This is a genomic window from Pseudooceanicola sp. NS-SX9 (assembly GCF_057380705.1).
On the sequence record NZ_CM170818.1, the window covers coordinates 2988393 to 3008106 of the forward strand.

Below are 19714 nucleotides of genomic sequence, written 5' to 3' on the forward strand. Positions count from 1 at the left end.
AGGGTTCGCCACGCCATGCTTGAATTCGAAGCGGTCTCCAAGTCCTTCTGGACGGGCAGCCATCGCAAGGTGATCCTGGACCGGGCCAGCTTCCGGGTCGAGCTGGGCCATTCCCTGGGCATCCTGGCGCCCAATGGCACCGGCAAGACGACGCTGGTCAACATGATGGCCGGTCTGGAAAAACCCGACGAGGGCGAGATCCGCCGCAGCTGCAACATCTCGTTCCCGCTGGGCTTCATGGGCGGTATCACCAACAAGCACTCGGCGGTCGAGAATTCCCGTTACATCGCGCGCATCTACGGGCTGGATCCCGACTATGTCGAGGCCTTCTGCCGCTGGCTGTGCGATCTGGGGGAATATTTCGACCGGCCGCTGGCCAGCTATTCCTCGGGGATGCGGTCGCGGTTCAGCTTTGCGCTGCTGCTGGCGCTGGAATTCGACATCTACCTGATCGACGAGGGGATGCCCGGTACCGGCGACGTGGAATTCAACCGCAAGGCCGGCGACATCCTGCGCGAGCGGCTGGACCGCACCACAATCATCATCGTCTCGCACAGCCCCCGCACGCTGGAGAAATACGTCCGCGAGGCCGCCGTGCTGCGCGATGGCCAGCTGCATCTGTTCGACACCCTGGAAGAGGCGCGCAGGCTATATGACTACAAGGGTTGAACGCTACCGCTTCCGCCGTCCCCAGGGCGCGGTCGAGGCGCTTCTGGCCGACGACACGCCACAGGGCCTGCCGGACGTCCCACCGCTGCCCGCAGAGGATGCCCTGCCCCCCGATGCCGCCGAAGCCGAGGGGCTGACCGGCCGCCAGCTGCGCATGGCACGGCGCAAGGCGCAGAAACACGGGATGGAGCCGCGCTCGGACCAGGATGCGGTGCGGATGCTGCGGGCCGAGGGAATCGATCCGTTCTCGGCCGACAGTGCGCTGGAGCCGCTGGCCGAAGACGCCGCCGGTTCGGTCGTGCCCGCGGACGAGCATCTGCCGGCCCGGGGGCTGACGCCCTCGGAACGGCGCGAGCGGCAGATCATCGACATCCGCCGCGACATCGCCCGGCGGCGGCGGCGGCGCTCGGCCCAGCTGATCGCGCGGCTGACGGTCTTCATCTTCCTGCCGACGCTGCTGGCGGGCTATTACTATTACCGCATCGCCACGCCGATGTACGCCACCAAGGCGGAATTCGTGATCCTGCAGGCCGATGCCGCCACCGGCCCGCTGGGGGGGCTGTTCGCGGGCACCCAGTTTGCCACCAACCAGGACAGCATCTCGGTCCAGGCCTACCTGCAGTCGATGGATGCGATGCTGCGCCTTGATGCCGATCTGGGGTTCCGCCAGCATTTCGCGCAAAGTTGGATCGACCCGATCCAGCGGATGCCGGCGGATGCCACCAACGAACAGGCCTACGGCGTCTACAAGAAGCGCGTTCAGATCGGCTATGACCCGAGCGAGGGGCTGATCCGGATGGAGGTCTCGGCCGCCGATCCCGGACTGGCAGAGGCCTTCGCGACCCACCTGATCCACTACGCCGAAGAGCGCGTGGATACGCTGTCGCAGCGCAAGCGCGCCGATGCCATGGCCTCGGCCGAGAAGAGCCTGACCGAGGCCCGTGACGAACGCCGTGCCGCGCAGGAGCGGCTGGTGCGCCTGCAGGAGGGGACGCTGCTGGACCCTGCGGCGGTGGTGGCCAGCCTGCGGGGCCAGATCAGCACGGTCGAGGTCCAGATCCAGGACAAGCAGCTGCAGAAGGAGGCGCTGCTGGACAACCTGCGACCGAACATGGCGCGCGTCTCGGGGATCGAGGCCGACATCACGCGGCTGAACGACATGCTGGGCCAGCTGAACGCACGGATGACCCAGGTGCAGGCGGACAAGAGCTCTCTCGCGGAAACGACGGTGCAGGTGCAGATGGCGCAGGCGGATCTGGCGACGATGGACATGTTCCTGCAATCGGCGCTGGAGAACGAAAAGCAGGCCTCGCTGGAGGCCAGCCGCCAGGTGCGCTACCTGACAACATCGGTGCGGCCCGTCATGCCACAGAGCCCAAGCTACCCGCGCGCCTTCGAGGACACGCTGCTGGTGATGCTGGTGCTGTCAGGGGCCTATCTGATGATCTCGCTGACCTCGGCGATCCTGCGGGAGCAGGTGTCCAGCTGAGGCAGGACGGCACCCCGGGCGGCGGTCGGACCGCTTGCCACGGGGACGGCGGCAGCGTCAGGGGGGGAAGGCAGGGGGCTCTGCCCCCTCTTGAGCCTGCGGCTCAATTCACCCCCGGAGTATTTATGGCCAGATGACAGGGAACACGTTTCGCGCGGGGGCGGCCGGCTCCGACAGGAGACGGCAGGTCCGGTTCCGGCTCGATGCCGGGCCCGGACCTTTCCCCGTTCAACGGGCAGCGAGACCCCGGCCGCGCAGCAGCGCCTCGGGTCCGGGCATCCGGCCGCGGAAGCGGGTGTAGAGGACGTCGGCCTCTTCGGAACCGCCTTTCGACAGGATGTCCTGTTCCAGCGCGCGGGCGGTGTCGAGATCGAAGGCATCGCCCTTTTCCTCGAAGGCCGCGAAGGCGTCGGCATCCATCACCTCGGACCACATGTAGCTGTAATAACCCGAGGAATAGCCGTCGCCCGAAAACACATGGGCGAAATGCGGCGTGGCGTGGCGCATCACGATCGCCTCTGGCATTCCGATGTCCGAGAGGATCCCGGCCTGGCGTGCCATCGGATCGGCCGGCGCCGCGCCATCGTGGAACTCCAGGTCCACCAGGGCCGAGGCCACGTATTCCACCGTCTGGAAGCCCATGTCAAAGGTCGCCGCCCCCAGAACTTTCTGCAGCATCTCCTGCGGCATCGCCTCGCCGGTTTCGACATGGGTGGCAAAGCGTTGCAGCACCTCCGGCACTTCCAGCCAGTGCTCGTAAAGCTGCGAGGGCAGCTCCACGAAATCGCGCGACACCGAGGTGCCCGAGACGCGCTCGAAGGTCACGTCCGAGAGCATCTGGTGCAGCGCATGGCCGAACTCGTGGAAGAGCGTGCGCGCATCGTCATAGGACAGCAGCGCCGCCTCGCCCGCGGGGGGCTTGGTGAAGTTGCAGACATTGACGACGATCGGGGCCTGGACCCGCGGCAGCTTCGCCTGCGCGCGGATGGCCGAGCACCAGGCCCCCGAGCGTTTCGAGCCGCGGGCGAAATAATCCCCGATGAAGAGCGCCACGTGCCGGCCGTCGCGGGTCACCTCCCACAGCCGGCAATCGGGATGATAGCCCTTCAGATCGACCGGGGCAAAGTTCAGCCCAAACAGGCGATGGGCGCAGTCGAAGGCGGCTTCGATCATCCGGTCTAGCTGCAGATAGGGCTTCAGTTCGGTCTCGTCGACGTCGTGCAGGGCCTTGCGGCGCTTTTGCGCGTAGTAGCGCCAGTCCCAGGGCCTGAAGGGGCCGTTGTGGCCATCGGCGGCCAGCATGGGCGCCATCGCCTCCTGGTCCGCCAGCGCGGCGGCGCGGGCGGGTGTCCAGACCTGCATCAGCAGATCGCGCACGCGTTCGGGCGTGCCGGCCATCTCGGTCTCCAGCTTGAAGGCCGCGAAATTGGCGTAGCCCAGCAGCTTGGCGCGTTCCTCGCGCAGCTTCAGGATCTCGGCCACGGCGGCGCGGTTGTCGGTGGCGCCGCCCATCTCGCCGCGCGCGGCCCAGGCGGTGAAGGCCTTTTCGCGCAGGGCCCGGTCCGGGGACGATTGCAGGAACGGCACGATCAGCGAGCGCGACAGGGTGATCACCGCCCCCTTGCCGCGCTCTTCGCCAGCCGCGCGCGCGGCATCCTTCAGCCAGCCCGGCAGACCCTGCATCTGATCCTCGGACACCTCCATGAACCAGTCGCGTTCATCCGCCAGCAGGTTCTGGGTGAACTGGGTGCCAAGCTCTGCCAGACTCCCCATGATCTGCTTCATGCGGGCGGCCTCGCCCCCCTCCAGCGCCGCACCCGAGCGGATGAAGCCGCGATGCGAGAGATACAGCACCCGCGCCTCGTCCGGCGTCAGGCCCAGGGTCTCGCGGGCCTCCCACAGGGTGGCGACGCGGGCAAACAGCGCCTTGTTGGCGGTAATGTCCGAGAAATGCGCCGAAAGCCGGGGCGAGAACTCCCTCTGCAGGGCCTCGCGCGCGGGCGTGCTGTCGGCGCCGGCCAGCGCGTAGAAGGGCGAGAGCACCTTTTCCAGCGCCTCGCCCGCGCCTTCCAGCGCCAGGATCGTGTTGGCAAAGCTCGGCGCTTCGGGGTTTTCCGCGATCGCCTGGATCTCGGCATTATGCTCGGCCAGGGCGATCTCCAGCGCGGGGGCGAAATCCTCGTCGCGGATCCGGTCGAAGGGCGGCAGGTCGAAGGGGGTGTTCCAGTCGGCCAGAAGCGGGTTCGTCATCAGCTCACCTTTGCATGGGTGCCGCAGACCGGACAGTCCGGGCGGGGTTTCAGGGCGATCTTGCGGGTTTCCCCCCAGAGCGCGTCATAGATCAGCATCTCGCCCGCCAGGGGCGCGCCGGTGCCCGCGATCAGCTTGACGGTTTCCACCGCCATCATCGCGCCCACGACCCCCGGCAGGGGCGACAGCACGCCCGCCACGGAACACGACGGCGCCAGCCCGGGCGCCGGGGCCTCGGGGAAGATGCATTGGTAACATGGGGTTCCGCGGGCGGGATGGAAGACCGAAAGCTGCCCCTCCCACTGCGCCAGCGCGCCCGAGACCAGCGGCTTGGCCGCCTCCACACACAGGCGGTTCGCCAGATAGCGGGTCTCGAAATTGTCGGTGCCGTCCAGGATGATGTCATAGGCGGCGACCAGATCGGCGGCGCGCGTCCCCTCGAAACGTTCCGGGTGGGGATGGACGGTGATGAAGGGGTTCAGCGCCGCCATGGCCCGCGCGGCCGAGGTGACCTTGGGCGTGCCGATATCGGCATCGCGGTGGATCACCTGGCGCTGCAGGTTGGAATTGTCGACGACATCGGCGTCGATCACCCCGATGGTGCCCACCCCGGCCCCGGCCAGATACAGCAGCGCGGGCGATCCCAGCCCCCCGGCCCCGATCACCAGCACCTTCGCCTGCTTCAGCTTCCTCTGGCCCGGCCCGCCCAGCTCCCTCAGGATGATGTGGCGGGCGTAGCGTTCCAGTTCGGCTTCTTCGAACAGCGGCCGTTCAGCGGGTTCTGGCGCCACCGCCCGCGCCCGCAGCACCGCCAGCCCCTGCCGGTAGGCCAGCACCAGGGCAACGACCGCCCCCACCAGCGCCCAGGGCAAGGGCCCGCCGCCGAACCCCACCCGCAGCGGAGACGCCCCCGGCAGCAGCGCCAGAAGCACCAGCAGCCAGACCGCCGCCAGCATGACACTGCGCGCCCGCACGGAAACGCCGAAACGCCCCCCCGCGATCCACAGCAGCATCAGTGCCAAAAGCAGCCAGCCCATGGTTCAGCCCCGCCCGGTCGAACCGAAACCACCCGCGCCGCGCGCGGTATCCTCCAGCGTCTCGACCACCTCGAAAACGGCCCGCCAGACCGGCGCCACCAGCATCTGCGCGATGCGGTCGCCATGGGCGATGGTGAAGGGCTCACTGCCCGCATTCATCACGATCACCCCCAGCGGCCCGCGATAATCGCTGTCGATGGTGCCGGGCGCATTCGGCAGGGTGATCCCGTGCTTCAGCGCCAACCCGGAGCGCGGCCGCACCTGCACCTCGAACCCCTCGGGAATGGCGATCCGCAGCCCCGTCGGCACCAGCGCCCGCGCTCCCGGCGCCAGCGTCACCGACCCGCGATCGGCAAAGTTAGCCCGCAGATCGGCCCCCGCAGCCCCCGCGGTCTCGTACCGCGGCAGCCCAAGCGCCCGGTCGGCGCCCTCGTCCCAGATCACCCGGATCCCAACGTCTTGCATTCATCTTTCCTTAAATATGCCCGCCGGAGGCGGAAATGTCGTCACGCCAGCGCCAGCGCCACCCGTTCGGCCAGGCGCCGCGCCACCAGGTCCTTGCTCATGCGCGGCCAGCGCTCGGCGCCGTCGTCCGACAGGATCACCACGGCATTCTCCGTCCCGCCCATGATCCCAGTCGCCGGGCTGACGTCATTGGCGACGATCCAGTCGCAGCCCTTGCGCAGGCGTTTCGCAGCCGCATTGGCCTCGACATCATCGGTCTCGGCGGCAAAGCCCACGACCAGCCCGGGCCGCCCCACCCCCATCTGCGACACGGTGGCCAGGATGTCGGGATTTTCTGCGAATGTCAGCACCGGCAGCGCCCCGGCCTGTTTCTTGATCTTCGACTGCGACGCGGAACTGACCCGCCAGTCGGCCACGGCGGCGGCAAAGATCGCGGCATCGGCAGGCAGCGCGGCCTCGACCGCCTCCAACATCTGGCGGGCGCTTTCCACCCGCACCAGCTCCACCCCCTCGGGCGGCGGCACATCGGCCGGGCCGGTGACAAAGACCACATCTGCCCCCAGTCCCATGAGCGCCCGCGCGATCGCCGTGCCCTGCGCCCCCGAGGACCGGTTGGCGATGTATCGCACCGGGTCGATGGGTTCATGCGTGGGCCCGGACGTCACCAGCACCCGCTTGCCCGCCAGCGGACCGGCCTTCAGCCGGGCGGTGATCGCCTCAAGGATATCAGCGGGTTCGACCATCCGGCCGGGGCCATATTCGCCACAGGCCATGTCGCCATCGACGGGGCCCGCAAAGGCCACGCCATCGCCCTTCAGCGTCGCGATGTTGCGCTGTGTCGCCGGGTGCTGCCACATCCGCACGTTCATCGCCGGCGCGATCAGCACCGGCGTGTCGGTCGCCAAGAGCAGGGTCGAGGCCATGTCATCGGCCATCCCATGCGCCATCTTCGCCATCAGATCGGCGGTCGCGGGCGCCACGACCACCAGATCGGCCACCCGCGACAGCTGGATATGGCCCATCTCGGCCTCGGCCGTCAGATCGAACAGGGAGGTATAGACCTTTTCACCCGCCAGTGCCGAGATCGTCAGCGGCGTGACGAACTGGCTGGCGGCCTCGGTCAGCACGGGGGTCACGGCGGCGCCCTGGCGACGCAGCCCCCGGATCAGCTCGGGCATCTTGAAGGCGGCGATCCCGCCACCGATGATCAGCAGAATGCGCTTGCCTGCCAGCATCTTCGTCCCCCTTCAGGTCTGGGGCGAAGACTAGTGCCCCCGGCAGGCAGGGACAAGCAGGCAGGGACAGCCAGACAGGGACAGGACATCAGGGACGAAGCGGGCACCAAAGCGAAAACGGCAAGCCCCGCCACCGCCTGCCCTTGGCCGCCAGGTCGCGGCCATGGCCCCTGCTCAGTGCAGCAGGGCCTCGGCCTCGAAGGAACGCGCCTGCAGCGAGCGGCGCATCTTGGTGAAGGCGGCGGCCTCCAGCTGGCGGACCCGTTCCTTCGACAGGCCCAGCTCGGCCCCCAAGCTTTCCAGCGTGCGGGGATCCTCGCGCAGCTTGCGTTCGCGCACGATCAGGCGCTCGCGGTCGTTCAGCTCGGACATGGCGCCCATCAGCCAGCCGCGCAGCGCCCGGCGGTCATGATCCTCCGAGACCTGCTCGGCGGCATGAACGCTGTCATCCTCGATGGTCTCGATCCATTCGCGGCCGTCTTCGTCGCTCGATTGCGTGGCGTTCAGCGAGAAATCGGACCCCGACAGGCGGCCCGCCATCATTTCCACGTCGCGCAGCGGCACGCCCACTTCGGTGGCGATCATCTGCTGCAGCTGGTGGGTATCCAGGTTCTCGCCGCGCGACAGCGCCTCGCGTTCCAGGCGGGCCTGGACGCGGCGCATGTTGAAGAACAGCGATTTCTGGGACGAGGTCGACCCGGTGCGCACCATCGACCAGTTGCGCATCACGTAATCCTGGATGCTGGCCTTGATCCACCACACCGCATAGGTCGAAAAGCGCACGCCGCGGTCGGGGTCGAACTTGTCCGCGGCCTTCATCAGGCCCAGCCCCGCCTCCTGGATCAGATCGTTCATCGGCGCGCCGTAGCGACGGTATTTCGCCGCCATCGAGATCGCCAGCCGCATATAGGCCGTCACCAGCCGGTGCAGGGCGGCGGTGTCACGCTCGTCCCGCCACGCATAGGCCAGTTTCAACTCGGTTTCCGCGTCGAGAAGTTCGGCCTTCATGACGCTGCGGGCGAAAGTGCTGGTCTGCGTGTCGGAAAAGGACATCAATACCCCCTGAAATAACCTGAGAGGTCCGATCCGCCCCACCACCGGGCTTGTTTCTTTGCGGACCTCTGCACACAAGACGCGCGAGCCCCCCAAAAAGTTCCCCCGCGCAGGAGAAAAAAATGCACCCACGGCACATCCTGGTCCTCGGCGGTGCGGCCTCGGGCAAGTCCGAGTTCGCCGAAGATCTGGTCATGGCGCTTGGTCCGAAACGCCTCTATGTCGCCACCGGCCGGGCCTATGACGCTGAGATGCAAGCGAAAATAGACCTTCACGCGGCACGTCGCGGCGCCAGTTGGCAGCTGGTCGAAACGCCCCTGGATCTGGCCCCCGCCCTGGGCGGCGACCTGCCGGTGCTGTTCGACTGCGCCACCATGTGGCTGTTCAACCATATGGAGGCCGGCAGCGATCTGTCGAAGGCGCAGGCGGATCTTCTCTCATCCATCGCGTCGCACCGGGCCCCGGTGGTGACGGTCACGAACGAGGTCGGACAGGGGATCGTGCCGGAAAACGCCCTTGCCCGGCAGTTCCGCGAGGCGCAGGGGCGCCTCAATATCGCGCTGGCGCGGCACGCCGATGTGGCGGTCCAGGTGGTCGCCGGATTGCCCAATGTCCTCAAGGGGAAACTGCCATGAGCCGCCTGTTCCTGGTGCGTCACGGGCCGACCCATGCCAAGGCCATGGTGGGCTGGTCCGACCTGCCTGCCGACCTGTCGGACACGGCCCGCGTGCAGGCCCTCAGCGATTTTCTGCCGGAACGGGCGCGCCTTGTCTCTTCGGACCTGTCGCGGACGCGGGCGACGGCCGATGCGCTGGCCGGCCCCGGGCGGCTGCGCCTGCCCGACGCCCCCCTGCTGCGCGAGATCCACTTCGGCGACTGGGAACTGAAACCCTTCGCCGAGATCGACGCCGAACACCCCGAGCTGTCGCGCCGCTACTGGAGCGAGCCGGGCGATGTCGCGCCGCCGAACGGCGAAAGCTGGAACCAGATGGCCGCGCGGGTGCAGGCGGGCCTGCAGGCGCTGATGGCCCCCGAAGACGACCTGATCGTGGTGGCGCATTTCGCGGTGATCCTGTCCTGCCTGGCCCGGTTCCGCGGCTGCACCCCGGCCGAGGTCCTGTCGCAGCCGATCGAACCGCTCTCGGTCACCTGCCTCGATTACCGCAGCGCGCCGCCCGCCGCGCCCTGGATCAATCACCGCCCGGAATAGCCTGCGCGTCAAATCGTCATGAGGAAATCCCGCGCCGCGCGCTAGACTGCCCCTGCCCTCATCCGGAGACCTCCCATGACCTACGAGCTTTTCATCGCCGACCGTGCCTTTTCCAGCTGGTCCCTGCGCGGCTGGCTGATGTTCGAGAAATTCGGCCTTGCCGTAAAGGTCACCCTGGCCGAACTTTACGGCAAGGGCATGGCTGAAACCATGGCGCCGCTTTACCCCGCGCGCCTGGTGCCGGTGCTGCGCACCCCCGAGGGCCACGTGATCGGTGAAACGCTGGCCATTGCGGAAACCCTGGCCGAACGCCACCCCGAGGCCGGTCTGTGGCCCGCCGATCCCGGGGCGCGGGCGCTGGCGCGGTGGCTTTCGGCCGAGATGCACGCAGGCTTCGGCGCGCTGCGCAGCGCCTGCCCGATGCAGCTGCTGTATCGTTACGAGGGGTTCCAGCCCTCGGCCGCGGTGCAGGCGGATCTGGACCGGATCTCGGCGCTGTTCGCCCATGCGCGCGGCCTTTACGGCGCTGACGGCCCATGGTTGCTGGGGCGCTATTCGCTGGCCGATTGCTTCTACGCCCCGGTCGCGGCGCGGATCGCGGGCTATGGGTTGGACGTGCCCGATCACGTGGCCGCCTATGTCGAAACGACGCTGGCGGACCCCGCCTTCCGGCAATGGCGTGCGCTTGGCCTGACGCGCAGCTACGATCCCGTCCCCTATGCCCTGGACCTGCCCACCACCGCCTGGCCGGATCCCCTGTCGGCCCCTGCGAATTAACCAAGGCGTAACCATGGCCAGCGTACCCCTGAGGTGATCCTTGGGGGGAAACCATGGTCCTGCGCACCTATACCGTCGCCTTCCAGGGGGCCGAGGCCGCCCCTGTCGAAGTCCAGTGCGCCCTGGGCGCGGGTCTGCCCGGGGTCGCCATCGTCGGTCTGCCCGACAAATCCGTCAGCGAGGCGAAGGAACGCGTGCGCGCCGCCCTTTCGGCGATGCGCATCGCACTGCCGACGAAACGCTTCACCATCAACCTCTCGCCCGCCGACATGCCGAAGGCGGGCAGCCATTACGACCTGCCGATCGCCCTGGCAATGCTGGGCGCGATGGAGGTCATCCCGGCGGATGTTGCAGCGGACCTGACCTCGCTGGGCGAGCTGTCGCTGGACGGGCGGCTGGTCAAGGTCGCGGGCGCCCTGCCCGCCGCCGTCAATGCCGCAACCGAGGGGCGGATGCTGCTGTGTCCCGAAGGCTGCGCCCCCGAGGCCGCCTGGGTCGAGGACACCCGCGTTGTCGGCGTGCCCACCCTGATGGAACTGGTGCGCCACCTGACCGGCCGCGCCCTGCTGCCCAATGCCGAGGCCCGGCTGAGCCCCGAAGCCCCCCCCCTGCACGACCTGTCGCAGGTGCGCGGCCATGAACGGGCCCGTCGCGCGCTGGAAATCGCCGCCGCCGGGCGCCACCACCTGCTGATGATCGGCCCGCCGGGGGCCGGAAAATCCATGCTGGCCAAGTGCCTGCCCGGCATCCTGCCGCCACTTTCAGCGCGCGAAATGCTGGAAACTTCGATGGTGCATTCGGTCGCCGGGCGGCTGTCGGGCGAAGGGCTGTGCCACCAGCGGCCATTCGAGCAGCCGCACCACGGCGCCTCGGCCCCCGCGATCGTCGGCGGCGGGCGCAATGCCGGCCCCGGCGCGATCAGCCTGGCGCACAATGGCGTGCTGTTTCTGGACGAGATGGCGGAATTTGCCCCCGCCGTTTTGGACCAGCTGCGCGAACCCCTTGAAAACGGAGAGATCTTTGTCTCGCGCGCCCAGGCGCATGTGCGCTATCCCGCGCGGGTGCTGCTGGTGGCGGCGGCCAATCCCTGCCGCTGCGGCCACCTGGCGGATGCGGGGCGAGCCTGTGGCCAGGCGCCGCTCTGCGGTCAGAAATACCTCGGCCGGATTTCGGGGCCGCTGCTTGATCGCATCGACCTGCGGCTGGAGGTCCCGGAAGTCAGCTTTGACGAGCTTGACCGCCCGGCGAGCGGCGAGCATTCGGCCAGCGTGCGCGCCCGCGTCACCGCCGCCCGCGCCCGGCAGGCCGGGCGGCTGGGCGCGGGGCTGCTGAACGCCGATCTGCAGGGCGCAGCCCTCGACCGTTTCGCCACCCCCGATGACGAGGGGCGCACCCTGCTGCGCCGGGCGGGCGAACGTTTCGGCCTGTCGCCGCGCGGCTATCACCGGCTGATGCGGGTGGCCCGCACCATCGCGGATCTTGAGGGCAGCGACACCGTGCGCCGCCCCCATGTCGCCGAGGCCATCGGCTTTCGCATCACCACCCTGCAGGGTTAGGCGCGCTTGGCCTCGATGGCTTCCCAGATCATCGCGGCGACGTTGATGCCGTCGAAACGCTCCAGCTCCTGGATGCCGGTGGGCGAGGTCACGTTGATCTCGGTCAGGTAGTCGCCGATCACGTCGATGCCGACGAAGACCTGGCCCTTTTCCTTCAGCACCGGGCCGATGGTGGCGCAGATCTCGCGGTCTCGCGCGGTCAGCTCGACCTTCTCGGGGCGCCCGCCCACATGCATGTTCGAGCGCGTCTCGCCAGCAGCCGGCACGCGGTTGATCGCGCCCACGACCTCGCCATCGACCAGGATCACCCGCTTGTCGCCCTGGGTCACGGCGGGCAGGTATTTCTGCACGATCAGCGGCTCGCGCGAGAAACCGGTGAACAGTTCATGCAGCGACGACAGGTTGCGGTCATTCGCATCCAACCGGAACACGCCCGCCCCGCCATTGCCGTAAAGCGGCTTCAGGATGACATCGCCGTGCTTGTCCTTGAAGGCCCGGATGGTCGCCAGATCGCGCGCGATGGTGGTGGGCGGCGTCAGCTGCGGGAAGTTCAGCACCAGCAGCTTCTCGGGCGAATTGCGCACCCAGAACGGATCGTTGACCACCAGGGTCTTCGGATGGATCCGCTCCAGCAGGTGGGTCGTGGTGATGTAGAACATGTCGAAGGGCGGGTCCTGGCGCAGCCAGACCACGTCGAAATCCGCCAGGTCCACATCGGTCATCTCGCCCAGGATCGCGTGGCTGCCCTGCACGCGCTGCACCTGCAACGACTGGCCACGCGCCATCACCCGCCCCTCGCGGAAGCTCAGCATGTCGGGGGTGTAGTAGAACAGCTCATGGCCCCGCGCCTGGGCTTCCTCCGCCAGGCGGAAGGTACTGTCGGCGTTGATGTTGACCGCGCCGATCGGGTCCATCTGAAAGGCAATTTTCATGGCACCGGGCCTCCTGGAATAGCGTCACCCGCAGGTGATGACCGATCCGGCGCCGGGGTGCAATGGCGGCTCAGGCCGCCATCGAGACATTCTCAAGCAGCTGCACCGCGCCCTGGCCGTCGACCAGCGCCACGTCGATGCGCATCTCGGGCGGCCAGCCCCCCAACCGGGCGGCATAGATTTCAGCCGCGCGGAAGATCCGGTGCATCTGGTCCCAGCGGACCAGGCGCGCCGCCGCATCGAAATCGCGGCTTGCCTTGACCTCGATGAAAACCAGCACGCCCGCCTGTTCCACGATCAGGTCGATCTCGGCGCCGGGACCGCGCCAGCGGCGCTCCAGCACGCGGGCGCCCTGCCGTTCCAGGTGGCGTGCCACGCAGTCTTCGGCCGCCTGCCCCGCGACATGCGCCCGGTGCCCGCGGCGCTGGTCGCTGTCCATGGCTTCGAACCGAAGAAGCTGTGCCATTACCCGGTTTCCCCCAGTTTCAGCGCCATCTGATAAACCTTGCGGCGCGGCAGGTTGAACTTGGCGGCCATTTCGTCGGCGGCATCGCGCACCGACGACACCAGCAGCGCCGCCTTCAGCTGGGACTCTAGGTCAGATTCGCTAACGGTTTCCGAATTTCCCCGATCCACCAGCAAAACGATCTCGCCGCGCGGCGGATCGTCGTGGCAGCCCTGCGCCAGTTCGGCCAGAGAGCCGCGGCGCACTTCCTCGAAGCGCTTGGTCAGCTCGCGGCAGAGCGCGGCGGGACGCTCGGCACCCAGGATCTCGGCGGCGGCTTCCAGGGTCTGAGCGACGCGGTTGGGAGATTCGTAGAGAACCAGCGTGGCGCGCACGTCCTTCAGTTCCAGCAGGGCGGTCTTGCGGGCGCCGTCGGCAGCCGGCAGGAAGCCTGCGAAATGGAAGCGGTCGGTGGGCAGCCCCGCCAGCGTCAGCGCGGTGATCACCGCCGAGGCACCCGGCGCGGTGGTGACATAGGCGCCCTCGGCGCGCAGGTCTCGGGCCAGCTCGAAGCCCGGATCGGCGATCAGCGGCGTGCCGGCCTCGGAGGCATAGGCGACGGACCGCCCGTCGGCGATCTCGCGCATCAGGCGCTCGCGGACCTTTTCGGCGCTGTGGTCGTGGTAGGCCAGCAGCGGCCTGTCGCCCAGGGCAATCCCGTGTATATCAAGGAGCCTGCGCAGTGATCGCGTGTCCTCGGCCGCCAGCACCTCGGCCGAGGCGAGGATGTCGAGCGCCCTCAGGGTGATGTCGCGGGCAGTGCCGATCGGCACCGCCACGAGGTAGAGGCCTGGCGGCAGCTCGCGCTTTTCGGCATTCATCGCTGGACCCTTCGATGGATGGACTTATTATCTGGTTCGCCACAAAAAACAGGCCGGTTCCCGCCGATCGCGAGTTTCCGGCCGCCCGATTTGAGGAGATGCCCATGTTCGCTCTTTTGAGCGCCGCCCGCAAGGCAGTCGCCGCCCGGCGCTTTACCGCTGCGCGACGCCGGTTCCTGCTTGCCCTGCCCGTGCTGGGCCTGGCCGCCGCCTGCCAGCCGGTTTCGATGGGCGGGCCGCGCGGACCGGCCCTGGACAGCGGCAAGCCGGTCCAGGTTGCCCTGCTGGTGCCCAAGGGGTCCGGGCAGTCGGGCGATGCCATCCTGTCCGAAAGCCTGGAAAACTCGGCCCGCCTGGCCGCGTCCGAGCTGAACGGCGTGCAGATCGACCTGCGGGTCTATGACACCAAGGGCGATCCGGCCACCACCCAGGCGGTGACCGAACAGGCCATCACCGAGGGCGCCAAGATCATCCTGGGCCCGGTCTATGCCGGGGATGCCAATGCCGCGGGCCACGTCGCCAAGGCGCATGGGATCAACGTGCTGGCCTTCTCCAACAACTCCTCGATTGCGGGCGGTAACGTCTTTATCCTGGGGCCGACCTTCCAGAACACCGCCGACCGCCTGACCGCCTATGCCGCCAGCCAGGGCCGCTCGCGTATCGTGGTGGCCTATGCCGATACGGCCGAAGGCCAGGCCGGCAATGCCGCCATCCAGGCCGCCGCCCAACGCTATGGCGCCACCATCACCGCCAGCGTGCCGTTCGAATATTCGCAGCATGGCGTCACCCAGGCCGTGCCCTCGATCGTCTCTGCCGCCGGCAACGGCAAGGCGGATGCGCTGTTCCTGACCGCCAGCACCGCCGGTGCGCTGCCGATGCTGACGACATCGCTGCCGCAGCAGGGCCTGCCGCCGACCGCGATCCAGTACATCGGCCTGACCCGCTGGGACATCCCGACGCAGACCCTCAGCATTCCCGGCGTGCAGGGCGGCTGGTTCGCCACCCCCGATCCGAACATGACCGCGCAGTTCGTCCAGCGCTACCGTGCAGCCTACGGCGGCGACCCGCATCCGATCGGCGGCCTGGCCTTCGACGGCATCAACGCCATCGGCGCGCTGGTCCAGCAAGGCGGCCCCGATCCGCTGAGCGTGCAGTCCCTGACCCAGAACGCGGGCTTCCAGGGGGTGGGTGGCGCCTTCCGCCTGCGCGCCGACGGCACCAACGAAAGGGCCCTGGCCGTCGCGACGGTGCGTGACAAACAGGTCGCAATCCTTGATCCTGCGCCGCGTAGCTTCTCCGGGGCAGGTTTCTGACCCCGGCTTCCCCCGACCATCCCGCAGGATGCACCATGACTGAAACACTGACCTTGCCGGACGACCTTGTGCGTCCGGCTCGGGACATCCTGGACCCCGTTGCCTTCCAGGCGGCCCTCGCCGAGGCAGCGGGGGCCGATCCGTCTTCCCCCGAGGCGCGCACCCGCGTCGTGCAGGTCCTCACGAAGGCACGCAGCGACGGCGCCGCAGCGATTGCCGAGGCGCTCTCGGCCAGCCCCTTCGCCGCCCGTCCCACCACCCGCGCCTATACCTGGCTGACCGACATGCTGATCCGGGCCGTGCTGGACCAGGCCCGCGCCAGCCTGCCGGCCGATCAGCAGCGCGCCCTGGGCGATTTCGCCGTCTGCGCCGTCGGCGGCTATGGCCGGGGCGAAATGGCCCCCCATTCCGACGTCGACCTGCTGTTCCTGGCCAGGGGCAAGATCACCCCGGCGCTCGAGGCGCTGATCGAGGCGATGCTCTACATGCTGTGGGACCTCAAGCTGAAGGTCGGCCACGCCAGCCGCACCATCAAGGAATGTCTGAAGCTGGGCGCCGAGGATTACACCATCCGCACCGCGCTGATGGAGAACCGCCTGCTGGCCGGCAGCGAGGCGCTCTCGCAGGAGCTGAACACGCGGCTGTGGTCCGACCTGTTCAAGGGCACCGAAACCGATTTCATCGAGGCCAAGCTGAAGGAACGCTTCGAGCGTCACCGCAAGCAGGGCGGCCAGCGCTACGTCGTCGAGCCCAACGTCAAGGAGGGCAAGGGCGGCCTGCGCGACCTGCAATCGCTCTACTGGATCGCCAAATACGTCCATGCGGTGCAGTCGGTGAAGGAACTGGTCAAGCTGGGCGTCTTCACCCAGGACGAATACGACCGCTTCCTGAAGGCCGAGGATTTCCTCTGGGCGGTGCGCTGCCACCTGCATCTGCTGGCCGGCCGCCCGATGGAACAGCTGACCTTCGACATGCAGGTCCAGGTGGCCGAACGCATGGGCTACAAGGATCGCGGCGGGATGCGCGCGGTCGAGGTCTTCATGCAGGCCTACTTCCGCCATGCCAATGCCGTGGGCGAACTGACGCGCATCTTCCTGGTCAAGATGGAAGACGCCCATGTGAAGAAGAACCCGACGCTGACCAAGGTGCTGCGCCGGCGGCCGCGCAAGAACGACATCTACCGGGTCGAGCACAACCGCCTCGACGTCGCGGATGAACCCGCCTTCCTGGCCGACAAGCTGAACATGCTGCGCATCTTCGACGAGGCGCTGCGCTCGGGCATGTTGCTGCACCCCGATGCGATGCGGCTGATCCACGCCAACCTGCACACGATCGACGACCGGATGCGCGAGGACCCGGAGGCCGCCAAGATCTTCCTGGGCACGCTGCTGAAACACGGCAACCCCGAACGCGGCCTGCGCCGGATGAACGAACTGGGGCTGCTGTCGGCCTTCATCCCCGAGTTCGAGCCGATTTTCGCGCTGATGCAGTTCAACATGTACCACCACTACACGGTGGACGAACACACCATCCAGGTGATCCGCAACCTGGCGCTGATCGAACATGGCGACCTGCGCGAGGAACTTCCCATCGCCTCGACCATCCTGGCCGAGGGGGTGAACCGGCGGGTCCTCTACGTGGCGCTGCTGCTGCACGACATCGGCAAGGGCCGCGAAGAGGACCATTCCGTGCTGGGTGCCAAGATCGCCCGCAAGGTGGCGCCGCGCCTTGGCCTGACGCCCGATGAATGCGACACGGTGGAATGGCTGGTGCGCTATCACCTGCTGATGTCGGACATGGCGCAGAAACGCGACATTGCCGATCCGCGCACGGTGCGCGATTTCGCCAAGGCCGTGCGCACCCGCGAAAGGCTGGACCTGCTGACGGTGCTGACGGTCTGCGACATCCGTGGCGTCGGCCCCGATACCTGGAACAACTGGAAGGCCCAGCTGCTGCGCGGCCTCTACCGGCAGACCCGGCGCGCCATGGAAACCGGCCTGGAGGAGCTGAACCGCACCCATCGCGGCCGCGAGGCCCGCCGCAACCTGCGCGAACGCCTGACCGGCTGGAGCCGCGCCGAGCTGGACCGCGAGGTCAAGCGCCACTACCCGCCCTACTGGCAGGGGCTGCATGTCGATGCCCATGCCACCTTCGCCGAGATGCTGCGCGACCTGCCGGTGGATGAAATCCGCATCGACCTGCACCCTGACGAGGACCGCGCCGCCACCCGGGCCCTGTTCACCATGTCCGACCACCCCGGCATCTTTGCGCGGCTTTCGGGCTCGCTGGCGCTGGTGGGGGCGAATGTGGTGGACGCGCGCACCTATACCACCAAGGACGGTTACGCCACCGCCGCCTTCTGGATCCAGGACGCCGAGGGCCGCCCCTACGAGGTCTCGCGCCTGCCGCGCATGACCCAGATGATCCACAAGATCCTCAAGGGCGAACTGGTCGCGCGCGAGGCCATGCAGGACCGCGACAAGATCAAGAAGCGCGAACGTGCCTTCAAGGTCTCGACCTCGGTCGCCTTCGACAACGAGGGCTCGGAAATCTACACCATCATCGAGGTCGACACCCGCGACCGTCCGGGTCTGCTTTATGACCTGACGCGGACCATGGCCTCGAACAACGTCCAGCTGGCCTCGGCGGTGATTGCCACCTATGGCGAGCAGGTCGTGGACACATTCTACGTGAAAGACATGTTCGGCCTGAAACTTTACTCCGAATCCAAGCAGAAATCGCTGGAACAGAAACTGCGTGACGCGATCACCGCCGGCCAGGAAAGGGCGCGGTCTTGACGCCCATCCGACTGGTCTCGGGCATCTTCACCGTTGGCATCTGGACCCTTCTCAGCCGCGTGCTGGGGCTGGCGCGGGACATCATCCTGCTGGCCACCCTGGGCACCGGCCCGGTCTACGAAGCCTTCGTGGTGGCCTTCCGCCTGCCCAACATGTTCCGCCGCTTCTTCGCCGAAGGGGCCTTCAACATGGCCTTCGTGCCGATCTTCTCGAAGAAGCTCGAGGCCGATGACGCCCCCCGCGATTTCATGAACGAGGCCTTCTCGGGCCTCGTGACCATCCTGATCGCGCTGACGGTGCTGGCACAGGTCTGCATGCCCTGGCTGATCCTGGCGCTGGCCTCCGGTTTCCAGGGGTCGGAACAGTTCCCGCTGACCGTGGCCTTCGGGCGCATCGCCTTTCCCTACATCCTGTTCATCTCGCTGGCAGCGCTGCTGTCGGGGGTGCTGAACGCGGCCGGGCGCTTTGCCGCCGCGGCCGCCGCGCCCGTGCTGCTGAACATCCTGCTGGTGGGGGCGATGGCGGTGGCGAAACCGCTGGGGCTGAACCTGGGCTACACGCTGATCTGGATGATCCCGGTGGCGGGTGTGGCGCAGTTCGGCCTGCTGTGGATCGCGGCACGGCGGGCGGGCTTTGCCCTGCGGTTCCGCCGGCCGCGCTTCAGCCCCGACATGCGGCGGCTGGTGCGCATCGCCATTCCGGCAGCCCTGGCGGGCGGCGTGGTGCAGGTGAACCTGCTGGTGGGCCAGCAGGTCGCCAGCTATTTCGACCGCGCGGTGGGGTGGCTGTTCACGGCCGACCGGCTGTACCAGCTGCCGCTGGGCGTCGTCGGCATCGCCATCGGCGTGGTGCTGCTGCCGGACCTGTCGCGGCGCCTCAAGGCGCAGGACACCCAAGGGTCCCGCAACGCCCTGTCGCGCGCAGGCGAACTGGCGCTGGCGCTGACCCTGCCCTGCGCGGTGGCGCTGGTGGTGATCCCGCTGCCCATCGTGTCGGTCCTGTTCGAACGCGGCGCGGCGCGCCCCGCCGACAGCGCCGCCATCGCGCTGGCGGTCGGGGTCTACGGTGCGGGCCTGCCGGCCTTCGTGCTGCAGAAGGTGCTGCAACCGCTGTTCTTCGCCCGCGAAGACACCCGCCGGCCGTTCAACTATGCGCTGGTCGCCATGGTGGTGAACGCGGTGATGGCCATCGGCCTGGCACCCGTGATCGGCTGGATCGCCCCGGCCATCGCCACCACCACCGCCGGCTGGGCCATGGTGATCCTGCTGGTGCTGGGCGCCCGCCCGATGGGCGAAACTGCCCGCTTTGACGACCGCTTCCGCCACCGCGCGCCCCGCATCCTTGCGGCCTCGCTGGCGATGGGGGCGGCGCTGATCCCGGCGCGGATGCTGCTGCACCCCTGGCTGCACACCGATTTCATCCGCTACCCGGCGCTGCTGGTACTGATCGCCTGGGGCTGCGTGGTCTACTTCGGCGTGGGTCCGCGCATCGGCGCCTTCGCGCTGTCGGACTTTACCAAGGCGGTGAAACGCGGCGGCCGGGGCTGAACCTTTCGTGAGGGCGGGGCGTTATCCTGACGTCCCGTTCACCTCCTCAAGGGTTCG

At 68.1% G+C, this 19714-nt stretch carries 17 protein-coding genes; 9 read left to right on the forward strand and 8 right to left on the reverse strand.

Features of this window, described 5'->3' with window-relative positions; all coding sequences use genetic code 11:
* Positions 1-15: 15 nt before the first annotated feature.
* Both AC2ITM_RS14190 and AC2ITM_RS14195 read left to right on the forward strand, forming a co-directional pair.
* Positions 16-669 (forward strand): ABC transporter ATP-binding protein, encoded by a 654-nt coding sequence (locus AC2ITM_RS14190; protein ID WP_486467279.1) that lies wholly within the window; start codon positions 16-18, stop codon positions 667-669.
* Positions 653-2158 carry a KpsE/RkpR family capsule polysaccharide export protein gene (locus tag AC2ITM_RS14195; protein WP_486467280.1) on the forward strand — a complete coding sequence of 502 codons (1506 nt, stop codon included), beginning with the start codon at positions 653-655 and terminating at the stop codon, positions 2156-2158. The genes AC2ITM_RS14190 and AC2ITM_RS14195 overlap by 17 nt, the downstream gene beginning before the upstream one ends.
* A gap of 228 nt (positions 2159-2386) precedes the next feature.
* Here AC2ITM_RS14195 and AC2ITM_RS14200 read toward each other — a convergent pair whose 3' ends face one another.
* The 5 genes from AC2ITM_RS14200 to AC2ITM_RS14220 all read right to left on the reverse strand — a co-directional run bounded on the left by AC2ITM_RS14200 (position 2387) and on the right by AC2ITM_RS14220 (position 8198).
* Positions 2387-4408, reverse strand: a complete 2022-nt coding sequence (locus tag AC2ITM_RS14200) for a M3 family metallopeptidase (RefSeq protein ID WP_486467281.1) — start codon at positions 4406-4408, stop codon at positions 2387-2389.
* Entirely contained in the window at positions 4408-5445 is a 1038-nt protein-coding gene (locus AC2ITM_RS14205; RefSeq protein WP_486467282.1) for a HesA/MoeB/ThiF family protein, read from the reverse strand. The genes AC2ITM_RS14200 and AC2ITM_RS14205 overlap by 1 nt, the downstream gene beginning before the upstream one ends.
* A gap of 3 nt (positions 5446-5448) precedes the next feature.
* Positions 5449-5910, reverse strand: a complete 462-nt coding sequence (dut, locus tag AC2ITM_RS14210; protein WP_486467283.1) for a dUTP diphosphatase — start codon at positions 5908-5910, stop codon at positions 5449-5451.
* A 41-nt stretch (positions 5911-5951) separates the two neighbouring features.
* Entirely contained in the window at positions 5952-7145 is a 1194-nt protein-coding gene (coaBC, locus tag AC2ITM_RS14215) for a bifunctional phosphopantothenoylcysteine decarboxylase/phosphopantothenate--cysteine ligase CoaBC (RefSeq protein WP_486467284.1), read from the reverse strand.
* Between the two features lie 174 nt (positions 7146-7319).
* Positions 7320-8198, reverse strand: coding sequence for an RNA polymerase factor sigma-32 (locus AC2ITM_RS14220; RefSeq protein ID WP_486467285.1), 879 nt, complete (start codon positions 8196-8198; stop codon positions 7320-7322).
* A 122-nt stretch (positions 8199-8320) separates the two neighbouring features.
* Between AC2ITM_RS14220 and AC2ITM_RS14225 the strand changes: the two genes are divergently transcribed.
* The 4 genes from AC2ITM_RS14225 (at position 8321) to AC2ITM_RS14240 (ending at position 11741) form a co-directional block, all read left to right on the forward strand.
* Positions 8321-8833, forward strand: coding sequence for a bifunctional adenosylcobinamide kinase/adenosylcobinamide-phosphate guanylyltransferase (locus AC2ITM_RS14225; protein WP_486467286.1), 513 nt, complete (start codon positions 8321-8323; stop codon positions 8831-8833).
* Positions 8830-9408 (forward strand): histidine phosphatase family protein, encoded by a 579-nt coding sequence (locus AC2ITM_RS14230; protein WP_486467287.1) that lies wholly within the window; start codon positions 8830-8832, stop codon positions 9406-9408. Before AC2ITM_RS14225 ends, AC2ITM_RS14230 begins: the two co-directional genes overlap by 4 nt.
* A gap of 75 nt (positions 9409-9483) precedes the next feature.
* Positions 9484-10185, forward strand: coding sequence for a glutathione S-transferase (locus tag AC2ITM_RS14235; RefSeq protein WP_486467288.1), 702 nt, complete (start codon positions 9484-9486; stop codon positions 10183-10185).
* Positions 10186-10238: 53 nt separating this feature from the next.
* On the forward strand, positions 10239-11741 hold the full coding sequence (locus AC2ITM_RS14240; RefSeq protein ID WP_486467289.1) for a YifB family Mg chelatase-like AAA ATPase: 1503 nt from the start codon (positions 10239-10241) through the stop codon (positions 11739-11741).
* On the opposite strand, the gene gshB is transcribed toward AC2ITM_RS14240, so the two are convergent.
* From gshB to rsmI, 3 genes are all read right to left on the reverse strand, one after another.
* The gene (gene gshB / locus AC2ITM_RS14245; RefSeq protein ID WP_486467290.1) at positions 11738-12673 is read right to left on the reverse strand and encodes a glutathione synthase; all 936 of its coding nucleotides are present in this window, start codon (positions 12671-12673) and stop codon (positions 11738-11740) included. The two genes, AC2ITM_RS14240 and gshB, sit on opposite strands and share 4 nt — an antisense overlap.
* 70 nt (positions 12674-12743) lie before the next feature.
* Complete coding sequence (locus tag AC2ITM_RS14250; RefSeq protein ID WP_486467291.1) at positions 12744-13139, reverse strand: YraN family protein; 396 nt, start codon at positions 13137-13139, stop codon at positions 12744-12746.
* A complete protein-coding gene (rsmI, locus tag AC2ITM_RS14255; RefSeq protein ID WP_486467292.1) occupies positions 13139-13999 on the reverse strand; it encodes a 16S rRNA (cytidine(1402)-2'-O)-methyltransferase in 861 nt (286 codons plus the stop codon). Before rsmI ends, AC2ITM_RS14250 begins: the two co-directional genes overlap by 1 nt.
* 104 nt (positions 14000-14103) lie before the next feature.
* Here rsmI and AC2ITM_RS14260 point away from each other — a divergent pair, with 104 nt between their 5' ends.
* From AC2ITM_RS14260 to murJ, 3 genes are read left to right on the forward strand one after another with little or no spacing between them, the layout of a single operon-like run.
* Positions 14104-15312, forward strand: coding sequence for a penicillin-binding protein activator (locus AC2ITM_RS14260; protein WP_486467293.1), 1209 nt, complete (start codon positions 14104-14106; stop codon positions 15310-15312).
* 35 nt (positions 15313-15347) lie between these two features.
* Positions 15348-18110, forward strand: a complete 2763-nt coding sequence (locus AC2ITM_RS14265; RefSeq protein ID WP_486467294.1) for a [protein-PII] uridylyltransferase — start codon at positions 15348-15350, stop codon at positions 18108-18110.
* Positions 18107-19657 carry a murein biosynthesis integral membrane protein MurJ gene (gene murJ / locus AC2ITM_RS14270; protein ID WP_486467295.1) on the forward strand — a complete coding sequence of 517 codons (1551 nt, stop codon included), beginning with the start codon at positions 18107-18109 and terminating at the stop codon, positions 19655-19657. The genes AC2ITM_RS14265 and murJ overlap by 4 nt, the downstream gene beginning before the upstream one ends.
* The last annotated feature ends 57 nt before the right edge of the window (positions 19658-19714 follow it).